The organism is Meridianimaribacter sp. CL38, assembly GCF_004328055.1.
GTDB lineage: Bacteria > Bacteroidota > Bacteroidia > Flavobacteriales > Flavobacteriaceae > Gaetbulibacter_B > Gaetbulibacter_B jejuensis.
Genome location: NZ_QKWS01000002.1, coordinates 316,512 through 334,021 on the forward strand (window position 1 = coordinate 316,512; position 17,510 = coordinate 334,021).

Annotated in this window: 18 protein-coding genes; 9 read left to right on the forward strand and 9 right to left on the reverse strand. The window is 32.7% G+C overall.

All coding sequences use genetic code 11. The annotated features are described in order from the left end of the window. Window positions 1-5 precede the first annotated feature (5 nt). The 7 genes from DMZ43_RS06545 to DMZ43_RS06575 form a co-directional block, all read right to left on the reverse strand. Window positions 6-2,690, reverse strand: a complete 2,685-nt coding sequence (locus DMZ43_RS06545) for a DNA gyrase/topoisomerase IV subunit A (RefSeq protein ID WP_131506788.1) — start codon at window positions 2,688-2,690, stop codon at window positions 6-8. Window positions 2,691-2,693: 3 nt separating this feature from the next. Next, window positions 2,694-3,143 (reverse strand): hypothetical protein, encoded by a 450-nt coding sequence (locus DMZ43_RS06550; protein ID WP_238155786.1) that lies wholly within the window; start codon window positions 3,141-3,143, stop codon window positions 2,694-2,696. A gap of 26 nt (window positions 3,144-3,169) precedes the next feature. Next, window positions 3,170-5,029, reverse strand: a complete 1,860-nt coding sequence (locus DMZ43_RS06555; RefSeq protein ID WP_131506792.1) for a DNA topoisomerase IV subunit B — start codon at window positions 5,027-5,029, stop codon at window positions 3,170-3,172. A gap of 150 nt (window positions 5,030-5,179) precedes the next feature. After that, window positions 5,180-5,641, reverse strand: coding sequence for an SRPBCC family protein (locus DMZ43_RS06560; protein ID WP_131506794.1), 462 nt, complete (start codon window positions 5,639-5,641; stop codon window positions 5,180-5,182). Window positions 5,642-5,732: 91 nt separating this feature from the next. Next, complete coding sequence (gene ychF, locus DMZ43_RS06565; RefSeq protein WP_131506796.1) at window positions 5,733-6,827, reverse strand: redox-regulated ATPase YchF; 1,095 nt, start codon at window positions 6,825-6,827, stop codon at window positions 5,733-5,735. A 164-nt stretch (window positions 6,828-6,991) separates the two neighbouring features. Then, window positions 6,992-7,510, reverse strand: a complete 519-nt coding sequence (locus DMZ43_RS06570; protein WP_131506798.1) for a DUF3124 domain-containing protein — start codon at window positions 7,508-7,510, stop codon at window positions 6,992-6,994. 91 nt (window positions 7,511-7,601) lie between these two features. Beyond that, window positions 7,602-7,955, reverse strand: a complete 354-nt coding sequence (locus tag DMZ43_RS06575; RefSeq protein ID WP_129760141.1) for a 4Fe-4S dicluster domain-containing protein — start codon at window positions 7,953-7,955, stop codon at window positions 7,602-7,604. 119 nt (window positions 7,956-8,074) lie between these two features. Here DMZ43_RS06575 and DMZ43_RS06580 point away from each other — a divergent pair, with 119 nt between their 5' ends. The 9 genes from DMZ43_RS06580 to DMZ43_RS06620 all read left to right on the forward strand — a co-directional run bounded on the left by DMZ43_RS06580 (window position 8,075) and on the right by DMZ43_RS06620 (window position 16,523). Then, a complete protein-coding gene (locus tag DMZ43_RS06580; protein WP_131506800.1) occupies window positions 8,075-9,133 on the forward strand; it encodes an acyl-CoA reductase in 1,059 nt (352 codons plus the stop codon). Between the two features lie 81 nt (window positions 9,134-9,214). Then, window positions 9,215-10,276, forward strand: coding sequence for a 3-phosphoserine/phosphohydroxythreonine transaminase (serC, locus tag DMZ43_RS06585; RefSeq protein ID WP_129760143.1), 1,062 nt, complete (start codon window positions 9,215-9,217; stop codon window positions 10,274-10,276). Window positions 10,277-10,407: 131 nt separating this feature from the next. Then, the gene (locus DMZ43_RS06590) at window positions 10,408-11,358 is read left to right on the forward strand and encodes a D-2-hydroxyacid dehydrogenase (RefSeq protein ID WP_129760144.1); all 951 of its coding nucleotides are present in this window, start codon (window positions 10,408-10,410) and stop codon (window positions 11,356-11,358) included. A gap of 101 nt (window positions 11,359-11,459) precedes the next feature. Then, window positions 11,460-12,101, forward strand: coding sequence for a DUF937 domain-containing protein (locus tag DMZ43_RS06595; RefSeq protein WP_131506802.1), 642 nt, complete (start codon window positions 11,460-11,462; stop codon window positions 12,099-12,101). Between the two features lie 123 nt (window positions 12,102-12,224). Then, window positions 12,225-12,656 (forward strand): DUF6146 family protein, encoded by a 432-nt coding sequence (locus tag DMZ43_RS06600; protein ID WP_131506804.1) that lies wholly within the window; start codon window positions 12,225-12,227, stop codon window positions 12,654-12,656. 26 nt (window positions 12,657-12,682) lie between these two features. Next, window positions 12,683-13,171, forward strand: a complete 489-nt coding sequence (locus DMZ43_RS06605) for a DUF6787 family protein (protein ID WP_131506806.1) — start codon at window positions 12,683-12,685, stop codon at window positions 13,169-13,171. Next, window positions 13,171-13,503 carry a hypothetical protein gene (locus DMZ43_RS06610; RefSeq protein WP_131506807.1) on the forward strand — a complete coding sequence of 111 codons (333 nt, stop codon included), beginning with the start codon at window positions 13,171-13,173 and terminating at the stop codon, window positions 13,501-13,503. Before DMZ43_RS06605 ends, DMZ43_RS06610 begins: the two co-directional genes overlap by 1 nt. Window positions 13,504-13,540: 37 nt before the next feature. Continuing rightward, a complete protein-coding gene (locus DMZ43_RS06615; protein WP_131506809.1) occupies window positions 13,541-15,937 on the forward strand; it encodes a TonB-dependent receptor in 2,397 nt (798 codons plus the stop codon). A gap of 13 nt (window positions 15,938-15,950) precedes the next feature. Continuing rightward, window positions 15,951-16,523 (forward strand): type 1 periplasmic binding fold superfamily protein, encoded by a 573-nt coding sequence (locus DMZ43_RS06620; protein ID WP_131506810.1) that lies wholly within the window; start codon window positions 15,951-15,953, stop codon window positions 16,521-16,523. A 52-nt stretch (window positions 16,524-16,575) separates the two neighbouring features. Here DMZ43_RS06620 and DMZ43_RS06625 read toward each other — a convergent pair whose 3' ends face one another. Both DMZ43_RS06625 and folE read right to left on the reverse strand, forming a co-directional pair. Then, window positions 16,576-16,851 carry a hypothetical protein gene (locus tag DMZ43_RS06625; RefSeq protein ID WP_129760150.1) on the reverse strand — a complete coding sequence of 92 codons (276 nt, stop codon included), beginning with the start codon at window positions 16,849-16,851 and terminating at the stop codon, window positions 16,576-16,578. Window positions 16,852-16,907: 56 nt separating this feature from the next. After that, window positions 16,908-17,504 (reverse strand): GTP cyclohydrolase I FolE, encoded by a 597-nt coding sequence (folE, locus tag DMZ43_RS06630; RefSeq protein ID WP_131506811.1) that lies wholly within the window; start codon window positions 17,502-17,504, stop codon window positions 16,908-16,910. Window positions 17,505-17,510: the final 6 nt, after the last annotated feature.

Below are 17,510 nucleotides of genomic sequence, written 5' to 3' on the forward strand. Positions count from 1 at the left end.
AAAGCTTAAAACAGTGTAATTTGTCCTTCTTCATCAGTTTCAAAATTGTTGTCGTCATTATTAGTTGAACTGTTTGATGAGTTCGACTCTTGCTTATTGTCGCTTGATGCTTTAGGAGCATTGTCATCATTACTAACTTCAGTTTCGTCAACAACTTCTATATCATCAGCAGGCACTTCCTCTGGAGCTTCATAAGGCAATGGCTCAAGTAAGCTTACTTGGTTTACTTTGTCTTTTGTTAGTTGATTTCCTAGAGCTGTAATTCCTTTTATAGCAATAAACTCTTCAAGATTGATTTCTAAATTAGGTTTACGGTCTTTACCTCTTTCTTTGGTAAATTCAATTTCAGCAACAGGCTTCCAATCGGTTGAAACAATTTCTAAACGAGACTCAGGATGTTCCGAGATAAAAACTTCTTCCTTTCCTTCATTCTCAATTAAAAAACGCTTGACATAGTACAACTCTTTTTCGCCATTATAATATATAGCTGAAATAGGCTTTTTAGGCACCCATTTTTCCATGACAATCATATCGTCATCAAAATGCGTGGTAATTTCAGGAATAATAGTCTTTACTATACCAGATTGAGTTATGATTAAAATACGATCTTCTCCTCTAAACTCACCAACCAGCTCTCCTCTACCATCAACATTTAATCGTTGTACTGTATCATCAAACCAAATTTTTCTTGGTTTTAAAGTCGAAACTCCTTTTTCTTTAAGCTCAATGCGTTTTACAGAGTATTTAGTAACCAAATTTCCTTTAGAAGCTCGACCTTTTATAAGTACATCGGCAAAATCCAAATCCCATTTTAGTTTTTTGATACTTCCTACTTGACGTAACAAAACGGTTACCACCTCTGCTTCGCCATTAGGATTAGCAGAGAAATAATACACTAAAGAACTCTTCGAGCCATTAGTTAAATCGTACTCTCTATCTCGAGTTATTGAAGTTACGGCAAAACGTTTTACATACGTTGGACCTCCTTTTCCATCTCTATAAATCATATTATAGATGGTACGCTTGTCCTTTTTCTTAAATACAGCTACGTGAATAATGTCTTTACCAATAAATGTTTTTGAATCCACTTTGGTAACCATCATTTTGCCTTCTCGTGTAAATACTATAATGTCATCAATATCACTACAATCGCACACATACTCATCTCTTTTAAGCGAAGTACCTACAAAACCTTCCTCTCTATTCACATAAAGTTTTGTGTTTCTAATTACAACTTTTGTAGCATCAACATCATCAAACACACGAATTTCGGTCATTCGCTCCTTACCTTCGCCATAGTCTTTTTTCAATCGCTCAAAATAAGCAATAGCATAGTCGATAAGGTTATCTAAATGGTGTTTTACTTCGGCGATTTGTTCTTCAAGAGCATCTATTTTTTGTTGTGCTTTTTCAATATCAAATTTTGAAATACGCTTAATTCGTATTTCAGTTAATCTAACAATATCGTCTTCAGTAATTGCGCGTTTTAGATGTTTAATATGTGGCTGAAGTCCTTTATCTATAGCTTTTATAACACCTTCCCAAGTTTCTTCTTCTTCAATATCACGATAAATTCTGTTTTCAATGAAAATACGCTCTAAAGATGCAAAATGCCACTGCTCTTCAAACTCTCCTAGCTTTATTTCTAATTCACTTTTTAAAAGCTGAACAGTATTGTCTGTAGAACGACGTAACATTTCAGAGACACCAATAAATAAGGGTTTGTTATCTTCAATAACACAACCTAATGGCGAAATTGAGGTCTCGCAATTGGTAAACGCATAAAGTGCATCAATGGTTTTATCAGGCGAAATTCCGTTAGGTAAATGCACAAGTATTTCTACTTCTGCTGCAGTATTGTCTTCAATCTTTTTAATCTTGATTTTTCCTTTTTCATTCGCCTTAAGGATAGAATCAATTAATGAAGAGGTGTTAGTACCAAAAGGAATTTCGGTAATTACTAAAGTATTTTTATCTAACTGAGAAATTTTTGCTCTAACACGAACTTTACCTCCTCTGTTTCCATCATTATAGTTGGTGAAATCAGCGATTCCTGCAGTAGGAAAATCTGGATATATAGTAAAGCGTTTTCCTTTTAAGTGTTTAACAGAAGCATCGATTAACTCAATAAAGTTGTGTGGTAAAATTTTAGTTGACAGTCCAACTGCAATACCTTCTCCACCTTGAGCTAATAATAACGGAAACATCACAGGAAGGTTTACAGGCTCTTTACGACGACCGTCATAACTAGCTTGCCACTCAGTAATTTTTGGGTTATACACCACATCTAAAGCAAATTTAGACAAGCGTGCTTCAATATAACGCGATGCTGCAGCACTATCTCCTGTAAGAATATTTCCCCAGTTTCCTTGGGTATCAATGAGTAAATCTTTTTGACCAATTTGTACCATGGCATCAGCAATACTTGCATCTCCATGAGGATGGTACTGCATAGTATGACCAACTATATTAGCTACTTTGTTATAACGACCATCATCTAAGTCTTTCATAGAGTGCATAATACGTCGTTGAACTGGTTTAAAACCATCTTCAATTGCTGGTACAGCACGTTCTAGAATTACATACGATGCGTAATCCAAAAACCAGTCTTTATACATACCAGTAACTCTGGTAATTGTTTCCTGGTTATCATCATGTTCATTCAACAAATCGTCTTTTTCTTCGCTCATTAATTAGTGTTGTTTTCGGTTTAATTTAATCATTTTACTCAATGACTGTCTTATATACTTGCGCTTTTTTTTAGAAACCAAAGTTACATTAAAACGTTCTTTTTTTGTGTGTCCTCTTCTATCTTTAATATAAAGTATTAAGCCTTTATAAATTATAAAATTCACAAACTTATATCCTGTGAGATTTTCTTTTTCAAACTCTACAGTATGCTCACGATAGTTAAAATGATCTGAAAGCAATAAACCTTTATTAGACACTACTACTTTAAGTCCATCACTATCATACTCAAAATATTTAGAAATACTATGCACCACAAAGAACAAAAACGCAAAACTTAAGGCTATAATGACAAACGTAAGTAACGGATTGCTAGTTAAATCCTTAAATGCGCTAAAAACGGTTGCAAAAAATATGGCAAGCACTATCAGTATAAAATATACCGATATTATCACATTTCTAACTTTTGAGTTGTTGGTTCTCATACACTCTCCTCAACGATATCTAACTCAACTTTAAGGTTATTAATGATAAATTCTTGTCTGTCTGGTGTGTTTTTACCCATATAAAACGACAGTAATTCTTCAATAGACATGTCTTTGTCTAACATTACAGGATCTAAACGAATATCTTCGCCAATAAAGTGTTTAAACTCATCTGGTGAAATCTCACCAAGACCTTTAAATCGTGTGATTTCTGGTTTTGGCTTTAATTCTTCTATAGCATTTAGACGTTCTTCGTCTGTATAGCAATAAATGGTTTTTTTCTTATTACGAACCCTAAATAAAGGTGTTTGTAATATATATAAATGACCTTCTTTTATAACTTCTGGGAAAAACTGCAGGAAAAACGTAATCAACAACAATCTAATATGCATACCATCAACATCGGCATCAGTAGCGATAACCACATTGTTATAACGTAAGTCTTCTAAGGACTCTTCAATATTTAAAGCAGCTTGTAATAGGTTGAACTCTTCGTTTTCGTATACAATTTTCTTACTTAGTCCATAGCAGTTTAAAGGTTTTCCTTTTAAGCTGAAAACCGCTTGAGTATTCACGTCTCTAGACTTTGTAATACTTCCTGATGCAGAATCTCCCTCAGTAATAAATAAGGTAGTTTCTAAGTTTCTTTCGTTTTTGGTATCACCAAAATGAACACGACAGTCTCTTAATTTTTTATTATGAAGACTTGCCTTTTTAGCTCTGTCCTTTGCTAGTTTTCTAATTCCTGACAATTCTTTACGCTCACGTTCAGCCTGTAAAATTTTACGTTGAATTTTCTCAGCAGTATCAGGATTTTTATGTAAAAAGTTGTCTAAGTATGTTTTTATAAAGTCATTTACATAAGTTCTTACAGTGGGCAAATCGCCTCCCATATCAGTTGAACCTAATTTTGTTTTCGTTTGACTTTCAAAAACAGGCTCCATTACTTTTATTGAAATAGCAGCAACTATAGATTTTCTAACATCTGAAGCTTCATAGTTTTTACCGTAAAATTCACGGATGGTCTTCACCAAAGCTTCTCTAAAAGCCGCTAAGTGCGTACCTCCTTGAGTGGTATTTTGTCCGTTAACAAAAGAATGATATTGCTCGCTATACTGCGTTTTACTGTGAGTTAAAGCTATTTCAATATCATCTCCTTTTAGATGCACAATTGGATATAGCACATCAGTCTCACTAATGTTTTCAGACAGTAAATCCTTAAGACCATTTTCACTATAATACTTTTCTCCATTAAAGACAATGGTTAAACCAGGATTTAAGTACACATAGTTTTTGAGCATTTTTTCTACATACTCATTTCTGTACTTATAGTTTTTAAATATGGTTTCGTCAGGAACAAACGATACTTTGGTTCCTTTTCGTCTTGATGTATCGTCTAAAGTTTCTTGGTTTGTAAGATTTCCTTGTTCAAACTCTGCTGAAGCTGATTTTCCATCACGTGTAGATTCTACTCTAAAATAGTTTGATAATGCATTTACAGCTTTTGTACCAACACCATTAAGTCCTACCGATTTTTTAAACGCTCTAGAATCGTACTTACCACCTGTATTCATTTTAGACACAACATCTACAACTTTACCAAGCGGAATACCACGTCCATAATCTCGAACTATAACCTTGTTTCCTTGTATGGAAATTTCAATGGTTTTTCCTGCTCCCATGACATACTCGTCAATAGAGTTATCTAATACTTCTTTTAAAAGAATGTAAATACCATCGTCTGGAGATGAGCCATCACCAAGTTTACCAATATACATTCCAGGACGCATTCTAATATGTTCTTTCCAGTCGAGTGAGCGTATATTATCTTCGGTATAATTGGTTTGTTCTGACATAGAATTGAGTGAATTTAGTGATAGGATGCTAATATAATATATCACTTTAAAAAATGAAATACACAACCCATAAAGTAATTAACAATAAAAAAGCCTATGTCGTTGATAACGTAGGCTAAGAGGTTAAAAATTTGCTAATGAGGAGCAAATCTATTTTTTAGCTGAATCTTCAATAGCTGATTTTAAATATTCAACCCTACTTTTAAGTAAACTTTTGGCATAATTTCTCATAATTACCTTCTTAGTCATTTTTCCTAAAAACCCATAAGGCAATTCAAAACTAAGAACATTTACAAGTAACGTTTTTTCTCCGTAAGCTTTAAAGTGAAATTCATTACGAAAGGACTCAAAAATACCTTCAACCATTTCTTCTACAAAATAATTAGGTGCTTCAAGTTCTGAAATTTTCAATGTTAAATGTTGAAGAAACCCAAAATGCTCTTCTTCCCAACTCACCCATTCACCTAATTCTAATATTCCTGAAGTTTTACCAGATACAGCTCTCAATGAGGCTCTGTCTAGGGATTGTTCATGAATAGCTACATCTCGAGCTAAATCAAAGCACAATTTTATATTCGCATTGATTAAAGTTTCTGTTTTTATAGAGGGCATATGTTTAGCTAACTTATTAGATCACAAGACTTAGTCTTTGCTTTTAAAGTTTAGACACAACATATTAACAAAGTCACATAAAAAAGTAACATTATACATTAAATAGGAAATGCATAACATCGCCATCTTTTACAATGTAGTTTTTACCTTCAACTCGCATCTTTCCTGCTTCTTTAACTTTTGCTTCGCTACCATAGCTTGTGTAATCACTGTAAGCGATTACTTCAGCACGAATGAAACCTTTTTCAAAATCGGTATGAATTACTCCTGCAGCTTGTGGTGCAGTTGCTCCAATATTTACTGTCCATGCTCTAACCTCTTTAACACCAGCAGTAAAATACGTTTGAAGACTCAATAGCTTATAAGCAGCTCTAATTAATTTTGATGAACCAGGTTCTTCTAGACCTATGTCTTGTAAAAACATTTGGCGTTCTTCATAATCATCTAGCTCATTAATATCTGCCTCAGTACCTACAGCTAATACCAATACTTCGGCATTTTCATCTTTTACAGCTTCTCTTACTTGTTCAACATAAGCATTACCTGAAACAGCAGAACCTTCATCAACATTACAAACATACATTACTGGTTTATCTGTTATAAATTGTAGTGGCTTAACGAATTCTAGATAATCATCTTCAGACACTTCAACAGCTCTCACAGAAACTCCAGACTCTAAGCCTGCTTTTATCTTACTTAAAACTTCTTCTTCTTTTTGTGCTTCTTTGTTTCCTGTTTTTGCAGCACGCTTAACCTTGTCAAGTTTCTTTTCAACGGTTTCTAAATCTTTTAGCTGAAGTTCCATATCAATGGTTTCCTTATCCCTTATAGGGTTTACATTTCCATCAACATGTACAATATTATCATTATCAAAGCAACGTAACACATGTAGAATTGCATCAGTTTCTCTAATGTTTGCTAAAAATTGATTTCCTAAACCTTCACCTTTACTTGCTCCTTTAACTAAACCTGCAATATCAACAATCTCAACAGTTGCAGGAATAACACGCTCAGGTTTTACTAATTCTTCAAGTTTTTCGAGTCTTGGGTCTGGTACATTTACCACTCCTACGTTAGGCTCGATAGTACAAAACGGAAAGTTTGCACTTTGCGCTTTAGCATTAGACAAACAATTGAACAACGTTGATTTACCTACGTTTGGCAATCCTACAATTCCTGCTTTCATAGTTTATTTGGCAATTAAATTTAATATATAAAACCAAGTGTTTGGTTTAGCATGTGCAAAGGTAGATAAATAGACAAAACCAACAACAAAATAATAACACTAAATAAAAAGGAAGTTAAATCAATTTACAAGCACTAGTTTTAATTCAATACTCCATAAAATTTTTAACGAATACGCTTACCTTGTGTACTAAACGACAAGCCTTGTTGTCCCATAGTAGAAATCATTATAGCTTCAAATAAGGGTTCAGGAGCATTGTTTGGCGTTACCCAATCAAAAACAAAATTACCTCCTGTACCTCCACTTCTATCAGATTCTTTTATTACAATCTCCAATGTTTCCAACGGTTTTAAAAACACAGGAAAATCAATATGTTTTTTTACTAAATCACCATGAGTATCATACAAATCTGCCGTTTTAAGATAAATAGTATCTGTTCTACTCACATTTCGCATACTTATTGTAGCCGTAAGATTATGTGTTCTATGTTCGGTTAAACTATAAATTTGCGAATAAACTGATAAGTAAGTGCTTCCACTATCTTTTAATAAAGAATCATTTACCGCTATTGCTTTTCTTTCGTTCCAATTTACCGACTGAGGCAAGTCATCTACATTATTTTTTGTTTCATTACACGAAAACAGAAAAAGAGCCAAAACACAAATTACACTTATATAACGCATTATATTTTTTTTACTAAAATAAGATATAGCTAACAAAAAACCCCAAGTTAAACTTGAGGTTTTTTAAATTTTAATACTTAAAAATGTTTTTTTAATCCTCAGGATGCATAAACGCTTGTTTTCCTAATAACTCTTCATCTGTTTCAACATGGTCGTCATCAGGCACACAACAATCCACAGGACATACTGCTGCGCATTGAGGCTCTTCATGAAACCCTTTACACTCAGTACATTTATCAGGAACTATATAATAAATTTCATCACTAATAGGTTCTTGCGCCTCATCAGCATCTACTTGCTTTCCGTTTGGTAACACTACCGAACCAGATAAACTAGTTCCATCATTATATCTCCAATCGTCAGCACCTTCATAAATTGCTGTATTTGGGCATTCTGGCTCGCAAGCACCACAGTTTATGCATTCGTCTGTTATAATTATTGCCATAGGTTGTTCTTGGTTTTTTGAATTTTATTTAATCCATAAAATAAAACTCAGGTTCACTTTCATTTTTCTAACTTTGCACAACAAAAATAAAGCCAAAACAATTCATAACCAAACTAAGAATGAATTTAGAACAAAGAATTAATGCATTCGTAAAATTAGGCAAGTTTTTAAGTCAATTTACTACAGAAGGTTACTCAAAAAAAGACACCATTCCTCACAACGAATTATTTTTTGATGGCTTTAAACATCAAATTAAAATTTCCGAAGAGCAAAATGGTTGGTTTACTGAAAGTAATGTTTTATTTGCTTTAGAAGGCTGGAGCAAATCACTTGAAATAGAAAACATTAAAGAATGGATTAAGAACTATAACTTTAATACAGTAAACCCTAAAAAAATAGCCATTATAATGGCAGGAAATATTCCTTTAGTTGGCTTTCATGATTTTTTATCTGTCCTAATATCTGGTCATGATGTGTTGGTTAAGCAATCATCAAACGATAAGAGTTTACTTCCTTTTTTAGCTAAATATATAGAGTATGTTGAACCAGGTTTTAAAGAAAAAATTAGTTTTACAGAAGAAAAACTAAACAATTTTGACGCTGTAATAGCTACAGGAAGTGATAATACTGCACGCTATTTTGAATATTACTTTAAAAACAAACCTTCTATAATTAGAAAAAACAGAAATTCGGTTGCTATACTTACAGGAAATGAAACCGAAGAACAACTAGATAGTTTATCTGAAGATATTTTTAGATACTATGGCTTAGGCTGTAGGAGTGTTTCTAAGTTATTTGTACCAAAAGGTTATGATTTTACTAAGTTCTTTAAGGCAATGTATAAATGGAATCCTATTATTAATCAAGCTAAATACGCTAACAATTACGACTACAACAAAGCAGTGTATTTAATGAGCGAATTTGATATGCTTGAGAACGGGTTTTTAATGATTAAAGAAGATAAAAGCTACGCTTCACCAATAGCAACTGTATTTTATGAGTATTATGATGGTATTGATACGCTTAAAGAAATGCTAACTGAAGATTACGACAAAATTCAATGTATAGTTTCCGATGGTATTTTTGCATCTGAAATTGCTTTTGGCAACACTCAAAAACCAAATCTTTGGGATTATGCAGATAATGTAGATACCATTGAATTTTTGTTAAAAATATAGTTGATAAATTATAGATTATTTAACGAGTTTTTTAATAGAATTTACCACCTTTGTCAAGACTACATTTAAACATTTACAAGAATGAAAAGACACAATTTTAGCGCAGGACCTTGCGTATTACCAAGAGAAGTTATTGAAAAATCTGCTCAAGCAGTTTTAGATTACGACAACGGTTTATCGCTAATAGAAATATCCCATCGTAGTAAAGCGTTTGTAGACGTTATGGAAAACGCCAGAGCATTAGCTCTTGAACTTTTAGGTCTAGAAGGTAAAGGTTACAAAGCATTATTTCTTCAAGGTGGGGCAAGTACTCAGTTTTTAATGGTTGCGCTTAACATGTTAGAAAAAAGAGCTGGTTACCTTAATACAGGTACTTGGAGTGCTAAAGCCATTAAAGAAGCTCAAATTTATGACGACATTTACGAAGTAGCGTCTTCTAAAGATGCTAACTATAACTATATTCCGAAAGGATATGATATCCCAACTGATTACGATTATTTTCACTGTACATCAAACAACACTATTTTTGGAACGCAGATAAAAGAATTTCCTGATTGTCCTATTCCTATGGTATGTGACATGAGTAGTGATATTTTTTCTCGTCAACTAGATTTTTCAAAGTTCGACATTATATATGCAGGAGCTCAAAAAAATATGGGTCCAGCAGGTACTACTCTAGTTGTTGTTAAAGAAGATGTACTAGGAAAAGTATCTCGTAAAATCCCTTCAATGATGGATTATAAAGTACATATTGATAAAAGCAGCATGTTTAATACACCTCCTGTTTTTGCAGTATACACATCAATGCTTACTCTAGAATGGTTAAAAAACCTAGGAGGTATTGAAGCTATTGAAAAAGAAAACGAGAAAAAAGCACAGCTAATTTATTCTGAAATTGACCTAAACCCACTCTTTAAAGGATTCGCTACAAAAGCAGACCGTTCAAACATGAATGCTACGTTTACTCTTGAAAACGAAGACCTTAAAGAAACATTTGATACTATGGTAAAAGATGCAGGGATTAATGGTTTAAATGGTCATAGAAGTGTTGGTGGCTACAGAGCTTCAATGTATAATGCACTTCCATTAGAAAGTGTTGCTGTACTTGTTGAAGTTATGAGCGAATTAGAACGAAAAGCATAATTCAAAAATCAGTAAACCAATTGCAGTATGCTGTTAGTTTTACTCAAATTTTAAAAAATAATTAACCCTAAAAGTTTAAGCTAATTGTTTCGCAACTTTTAGTCTATAACTTTTAACTTTTAACTTAAATAATGAAAGTATTAGCAAACGATGGTGTTTCTCAAAGTGGTATTGATGCTTTAGAAAATGCAGGTTTTGAAGTAAACACTACAACAGTTGCTCAAGAGCAATTGGCAAATTATTTAAACGACAATCAAATAGATGTGCTTTTAGTGCGTAGTGCAACTAAAGTTAGAAAAGACATTATCGATAATTGTCCAAATTTAAAAATCATTGGTCGTGGTGGTGTTGGTATGGATAATATTGATGTTGACTATGCTCGCAGCAAAGGCATTCACGTTATAAACACACCAGCAGCTTCTTCACATTCGGTTGCTGAACTTGTTTTTGCTCACCTATTGGGTCTTTCAAGATTTTTACATCAATCTAATAGAGATATGCCATTAGAAGGTGATAGTAATTTTAAAGGTCTTAAGAAAAACTATTCTAAAGGAACTGAATTAAAAGGAAAAACAATAGGTGTAATTGGTTTTGGACGAATTGGTCAAGCTACAGCAAAAGTAGCTTTAGGACTTGGCATGAAAGTACTTGCTTTTGATCCTTTCATTGAGAAAACCGATTTAGAGTTAGAGTTTTTTGACGGTCAAAAATTAAGTTTTGAAATTAAAACCATTTCAAAAGAAGACGTTTTAAAACAATCAGATTTTATCACACTTCATGTACCTGCTCAAAAAGACTACGTTATTGACAAAGCCGAGTTTGACACTATGAAAGATGGTGTAATTTTAGCTAATGCTGCTCGTGGTGGTGTTATTAATGAAGTAGCTTTGGTAGAAGCCATTACATCAGGTAAAGTTGCAAGTGCTGCGTTAGACGTTTTTGAAAAAGAACCTAAACCAGAAATTCAATTATTAATGAATCCTTCGTTATCGCTTACACCTCATACAGGAGCTGCAACAAACGAAGCGCAAGATAGAATTGGAACCGAATTAGCCACTCAAATTATAGAGTTGCTAAAATAATAATGTGACCAAATCATTAAAAGTGAGTCCTAATTAATACAATTAGGACTTTTTTTGTAAATTGTATAGTCATTTTATTAACCAAATAACAATTAAAAATCATGTCAGGTATACTAGACTTATTAAACAGCGACCTAGGAAAAACTATCATTAGTGGAGTTTCTGGGCAAACCAATCAACCAGAAGACAAAACAAGCAGTGTATTAACAATGGCTTTGCCTGTTTTGATGCAAGCTATGAAACGTAATGCTTCTACTCCTCAAGGAGCTGAAGGATTATTAGGTGCATTAAACAACTCTAAACACGATGGAAGTATCTTAGATAATCTTGGTGGATTATTTAGTGGTGGTGTTGACTCTAGTGTGCTAGACGATGGAAGCAAAATTTTAGGACATGTACTTGGAAACAAGCAACAAAATGTAACTAATACCTTAGGAGCTAAATCTGGTATGGATGCTGCTTCTGTAGCACAAATACTTAAAGTAGCTGCTCCTATTTTAATGGGTGTTTTAGGTAAAGAAAGTAGACAAAGTAATGTATCTAGTCAATCAGGACTTGAAGGACTTTTAGGAGGTTTAATTAAAGGAAACTCTCCACAACAAGAACAAAGCTTTTTAGAATCGATACTTGATGCTGATGGCGACGGAAGTGTAATTGATGATGTTGCAGGAATGGTTCTTGGAGGAAGCAAAAAGAAAAGTGGATTAGGAGGACTTCTAGGAGGTTTATTTGTAAACAAATAAATTTTTCTAAATCATAAATACTAAAAGCCAAACGAAATGTTTGGCTTTTTTTGTAGTGTTAAATGAGTTAAAAACCAATAATTTAAGGCATAATTTTTGTATCTTTAACAGAAACGTTTAGCTATGAAAGCCTTTGTTTACACAATACTGTTAGCCCTTTTTGTCTTTAGTTGCAATAGCACAAAAACTGTTACTGAAAATTCTACTCCTAAAACAATTTCAGAAGAAGATACAGTTAGAATAACTAATGATGAACTAGAGTATGAAATCATTATTATTGAACCAGGTTTTAATACTTGGTTACAAAGTGTTGCTAGACCTGAAGGCTACTACTCTCAAGATTTTTTAGAAAACAGAAACTTACAATACGTTATAGCTTGGAACCAACGTGTTATGCAGCCTCAACAATTCAATCCAGATCTTTACGCTATGCAAATTGACTATCAAAATGGAATTGATTATGGCTATGAGGTAAATTATAAACTGTACAACTACTTTATCTATTTTCAACTCACTTACAAACAAAAATTAGCAGGCTTTGTTCCTAGAATTTAAACTATATTTGCATAGCAAAAATTGCTATGAAAAAATTTAAAGAAAACTGGGAAATACAACATAATTGGCAACTACTCTTTCCAATTATAGCTATAGTTGCTTTACTCTACTCTTCCTATAAACTTTCATCTTTGTTTATAGATACAGTTTGGTTAATAGTATTAGTGAGTGTCCCTGTTTTTTATGCCTTGCTTAAGTTCTTTTTATTTCTTTTTAAAAAACTGGAAAAGAAATGGATATTACAATACAAGTGGGAAATGATTAGGGTTTTTATTGTATTTGCTATAACTGGATCAACTTCGGCATATATAGGCAAGCCTATTTTTTCATTGCTTGGAATTACTAAAGAAAACTTAAACCCTATAGTTTATTGGGTTTTATTTATTATTATTGGGCTCATTTTTTACCAACTGCTTTTGGTGTTTTTTGGATGGCTCTTTGGTCAGTTCAATTTCTTTTGGGAATTTGAAAAAAAGATGCTTCGTAGGTTTGGTTTAAAACGGTTTATTGATTGATGCAGCAAACAAAACGACATATTTTTATAAAATTATCAGCACTTTTATTAGTGCTTGGGTTGTTTGCACCTGAAGCTGAAAAGTTTGCACACGCATTCAATCATCATAAGCATGAAGTTTGTCATGGAGAAAGTGAAACTCACCTTCATACACTAGATGTAGATTGTAGTTTTTATAAATTTAAGCTTAATAATTCTTACACTCTTCCTGAGTTTAATTTCGAAATCCCAGAAATAAGAGACAACCACGAAATAATAGTATCTCAATACTTCTTTTTAAGTGATTATCAACGCTTACATTTTTCCTTAAGAGGGCCTCCTTTGTTTGTTTAGAACTTCATTTTCTATTATTACAAACAAAACAATTACAATGAAAAAAATATTTTTTGGCTTATTTATAGCTTTAAGTTGCTATACATATGGTCAAGATTGCAATTACACTTTTTTAGGAGAAGTTAAGGATTTCCATGATAAATCTTCCATCCCTTCTGCAACTATCTATATAAACGAACAAGACAAGTATATAGTTTCAGATTTTGATGGAAAGTTTAAAATAGAAAACCTATGCTCTGGTACAATAACATTAACTATTTCTCATATAGGTTGTGAAACAAAAACAGTTTCATATCAAGTTAATAATGATGTGTTTAAAGAAATTTATTTAGAACACCATTTAGAAGAGTTAACTGAAGTTGTTGTGAATTCTAATCTTAAAACAGAAAACACTAGCATAGAGCAATCTCTTAATAAAGAAATCATTGAAAATTACACCGACAAATCTCTTGGTGATGCACTAAACTCTTTAAGTGGAGTTTCGTCTTTAAATACTGGAAACACTATTGTAAAACCAATGATTCATGGTTTACACAGTAGCAGACTACTAATTATCAATAATAATGTACGTTTATTTGACCAAGAATGGGGAGACGAACATGCACCAAATATTGATATTAACTCCAGCAACAAAATAGAAGTTGTTAAAGGCGCAAACACCTTAAAATATGGTAGTGATGCCGTTGGTGGATTAATTTTAGTAAAGCCTAAAAAATATTCTCCTGTAGATAGTTTATTTGGAAGCACAATGCTATCATTAAACTCAAATGGTCGTGGAGGTAATATCAATACCGAACTCGTAAAAACGTTTAAATCGGGTTATTATGCTAAGCTACAATCTAGTTATAAGCAGTTTGGAGATTTTAAAGCACCTGATTACTATTTAACAAATAGTGGACTTAAAAATTTCAACGCTTCTTTAACAGCTGGTTACAATAGCTTTGAAAAAGGTTTTGATGCTTATTACAGTGTAGTAAGCAATGAAATAGCTATTCTACAATCGTCACACATTGGTAATGTAAACGATTTGGTTACAGCTATTAACAGTAAAGAGCCTAGAGTTATTGAAGATTTTTCTTATGATATAGATTATCCAAAGCAAGAAATTTTACATCATTTAGGAAAAATTGAAGCTTACAAACGTTTTAAGGGTTTAGGGAAACTGTCTGTTCAATATGATTTACAAATTAATAGACGTAAAGAGTTTGATTTAAGAAGAGGTGATTTAGCTAACACACCAGTTATTGATCTTAGATTATTTACAAACGCTTTACAATCTAATTTACATATTGATTATATAGATGACCTTAAAATTGACACAGGTATCATGGTGCGTTATCAGCAAAACGATGCTATCTCTGGTACTGGAGCAAGTCCTTTAATTCCCGATTTTGACAAATACGATGCAAGTATTTATGCTATAGGAAACTATGACTTAAGTGATACTGCTGAATTAAGTGCAGGAATACGTTATGATTACTCGAGGATAGAAGCCACAAAATGGTATAATATTTCTGACTGGGAAGACAATAACTACGATGAGTTATTCCCTCAGTTTGAATCAAACACAACTGATAATTCTCAAATATTGACTTATCCTGAGTTTTCATATCATAACATATCTGCTAATCTTGGGTATTCAAAACAATTTAATAACGATATGTCAATATATCTTAATTACGGATTAGCAACAAGAGTTCCTAATCCGTCAGAATTGTTTAGCGACGGTTTACACCATAGTGCAGCAAGAATAGAAACAGGTTTGTTAACACTAAATAAAGAAGTTGCCCATAAATTTGTGGCTTCTTTTGAACGTAATAATGAAAATTTCGGATTTTCAATTAGTCCGTATTACAAGTATATAAATGATTATATACAACTCATTCCTGTTGGAATTACCACCACAATAAGAGGTGCTTTTCCTGTTTGGGAATATAATCAAATTAACGCGCAAATATTTGGTGTTGATATAGATGTAAATAAAAAAATTAGCAACTCATTTAATTATAACGGAAGCATAAGCCTATTAAAAGGTGACAACAAATCCGATGACATTCCTTTAATACTTATGCCTGCTACTAATTTTTCAAACAGAATATCTTACTATAACGAAGACCTAAACCAGTTAACTATAGGTTTAAGTCACAAAACTGTATTACAACAAAACAGATATCCTGATTACAATTTTTACACCTTCAACCCTATTTCGCAAGAAGATGTATATGTAGACATTAGCTCTACGCCATCTGCCTATTCCCTATTTGGCTTTAACAGTTCAATGAATTTTAAGGCGTTTAAAAAAGGGAACTTAAAACTAGAATTTAATATAGAAAACCTATTTAACACATCTTACAGAGAACATCTTAACAGACTAAGATATTTTGCTGATGAATTGGGTAGGAACTTCAATTTAAAAATTAAAATAAATTACTAAAACAACAAAAATCATGAAAAATTTAAAATCTATTAAAACAATAAAACTCTTAGCTTTATTCTTTGTTTCAAGTTTAGCACTTGTAAGCTGTTCAAGTGACGATGATGGCGATCACGATGACCACGACCACGAGGAAGAATTAATCACTACTGTAACTTACACTTTAAGTGATGGTACAAACGTAGTTACATTAACTTTTCAAGATTTAGATGGTGAAGGTGGTGAAGACGGAACTACTACTGTTTCTGGTCCTTTAGCAGCAAGCACAACTTACACAGGTACATTACAACTTTTAAATGAAACTGAAAGTCCTGCTGATAACATTACTTCAGAAGTTGAAGAAGAAGGCGATGAACACGAGTTTTTCTTTTCATCAACAATTAATGACATCACTATTACTAAAGATGACATGGATGTAGATGGTAATCCAATTGGAATTGAGTCTACATTAACTACAGGAGCTGCTGGTACAGGATCTTTAACTATCATCTTAAAGCATGAGCCAACAAAACCTAACGATGGAACAGCTGCTGCTGCTGGAGGAAGTACTGATGTAGAGGTTACTTTCCCTATAACAGTTCAATAAATTAAGCCTTGTAATACAGTTATAAAAAAAGCGTTCTAAATGAACGCTTTTTTTATTTAATTTCTATAACTGTTTCTTTCTCTTTACTGAATACATAGGTATAAAACCACATAATTGTAAAAGTTGGTATAATATCTAGTCCTGGTATAATCTCTTCTATAAAAGATATAACACCAGCAACCTTACCTTTGTTTCCACTATACATTTTAGCCATCAAAACCCCTGAAAGTGGTGCCCAAATAATATCTATAATGGTAATAAAACCAATAGCATCAAAAAGAATACTTAATGCTAGTTTTTTGTATTTGCTTAATCCTTCTAAATTCATAATTTATAATGTGTTGTTATACTTTATATTATAACAAGAAACATACCAAAATAGTATTATGACAATTTTTCGCTTATGAGCTTTAAAAACTCATTTCGCGTTTCAATTTTTTCAAATTGACCTCTAAACCCTGATGTTGTTGTTACAGAGTTTTGCTTTTGCACACCACGCATCATCATACACATATGAGAGGCTTCAATTACAACAGCCACTCCTTGTGGCTTTAAAGTATCGTTAATACAGTCTAATATTTGCTCTGTTAAGCGCTCTTGTACTTGCAATCGTCGTGCAAAAACATCTACAATTCTTGGTATTTTGCTAAGCCCTACAATTTGTCCGTTTGGTATATAGGCAATATGCGCTTTTCCAAAAAATGGCAACATGTGGTGTTCGCATAAGGAGTATAGCTCAATGTCTTTTACGATTACCATTTCGTTGTAAGACTCTTTAAACATTGCACTTTTAAGAATCTCCGCTGCATCTTGATGATAGCCTTGTGTTAAAAATTTCATTGCTTTTGAAGCGCGCTCAGGCGTTTTGAGCAAACCTTCTCTTTCCACATCTTCACCTATATCTTTAATTATGTCTTTAAAGCGATTTTTAGTGTCGTCTGTGATATTAATATTATACTCTTCAAATTTGTTATAAGGCATATTCAA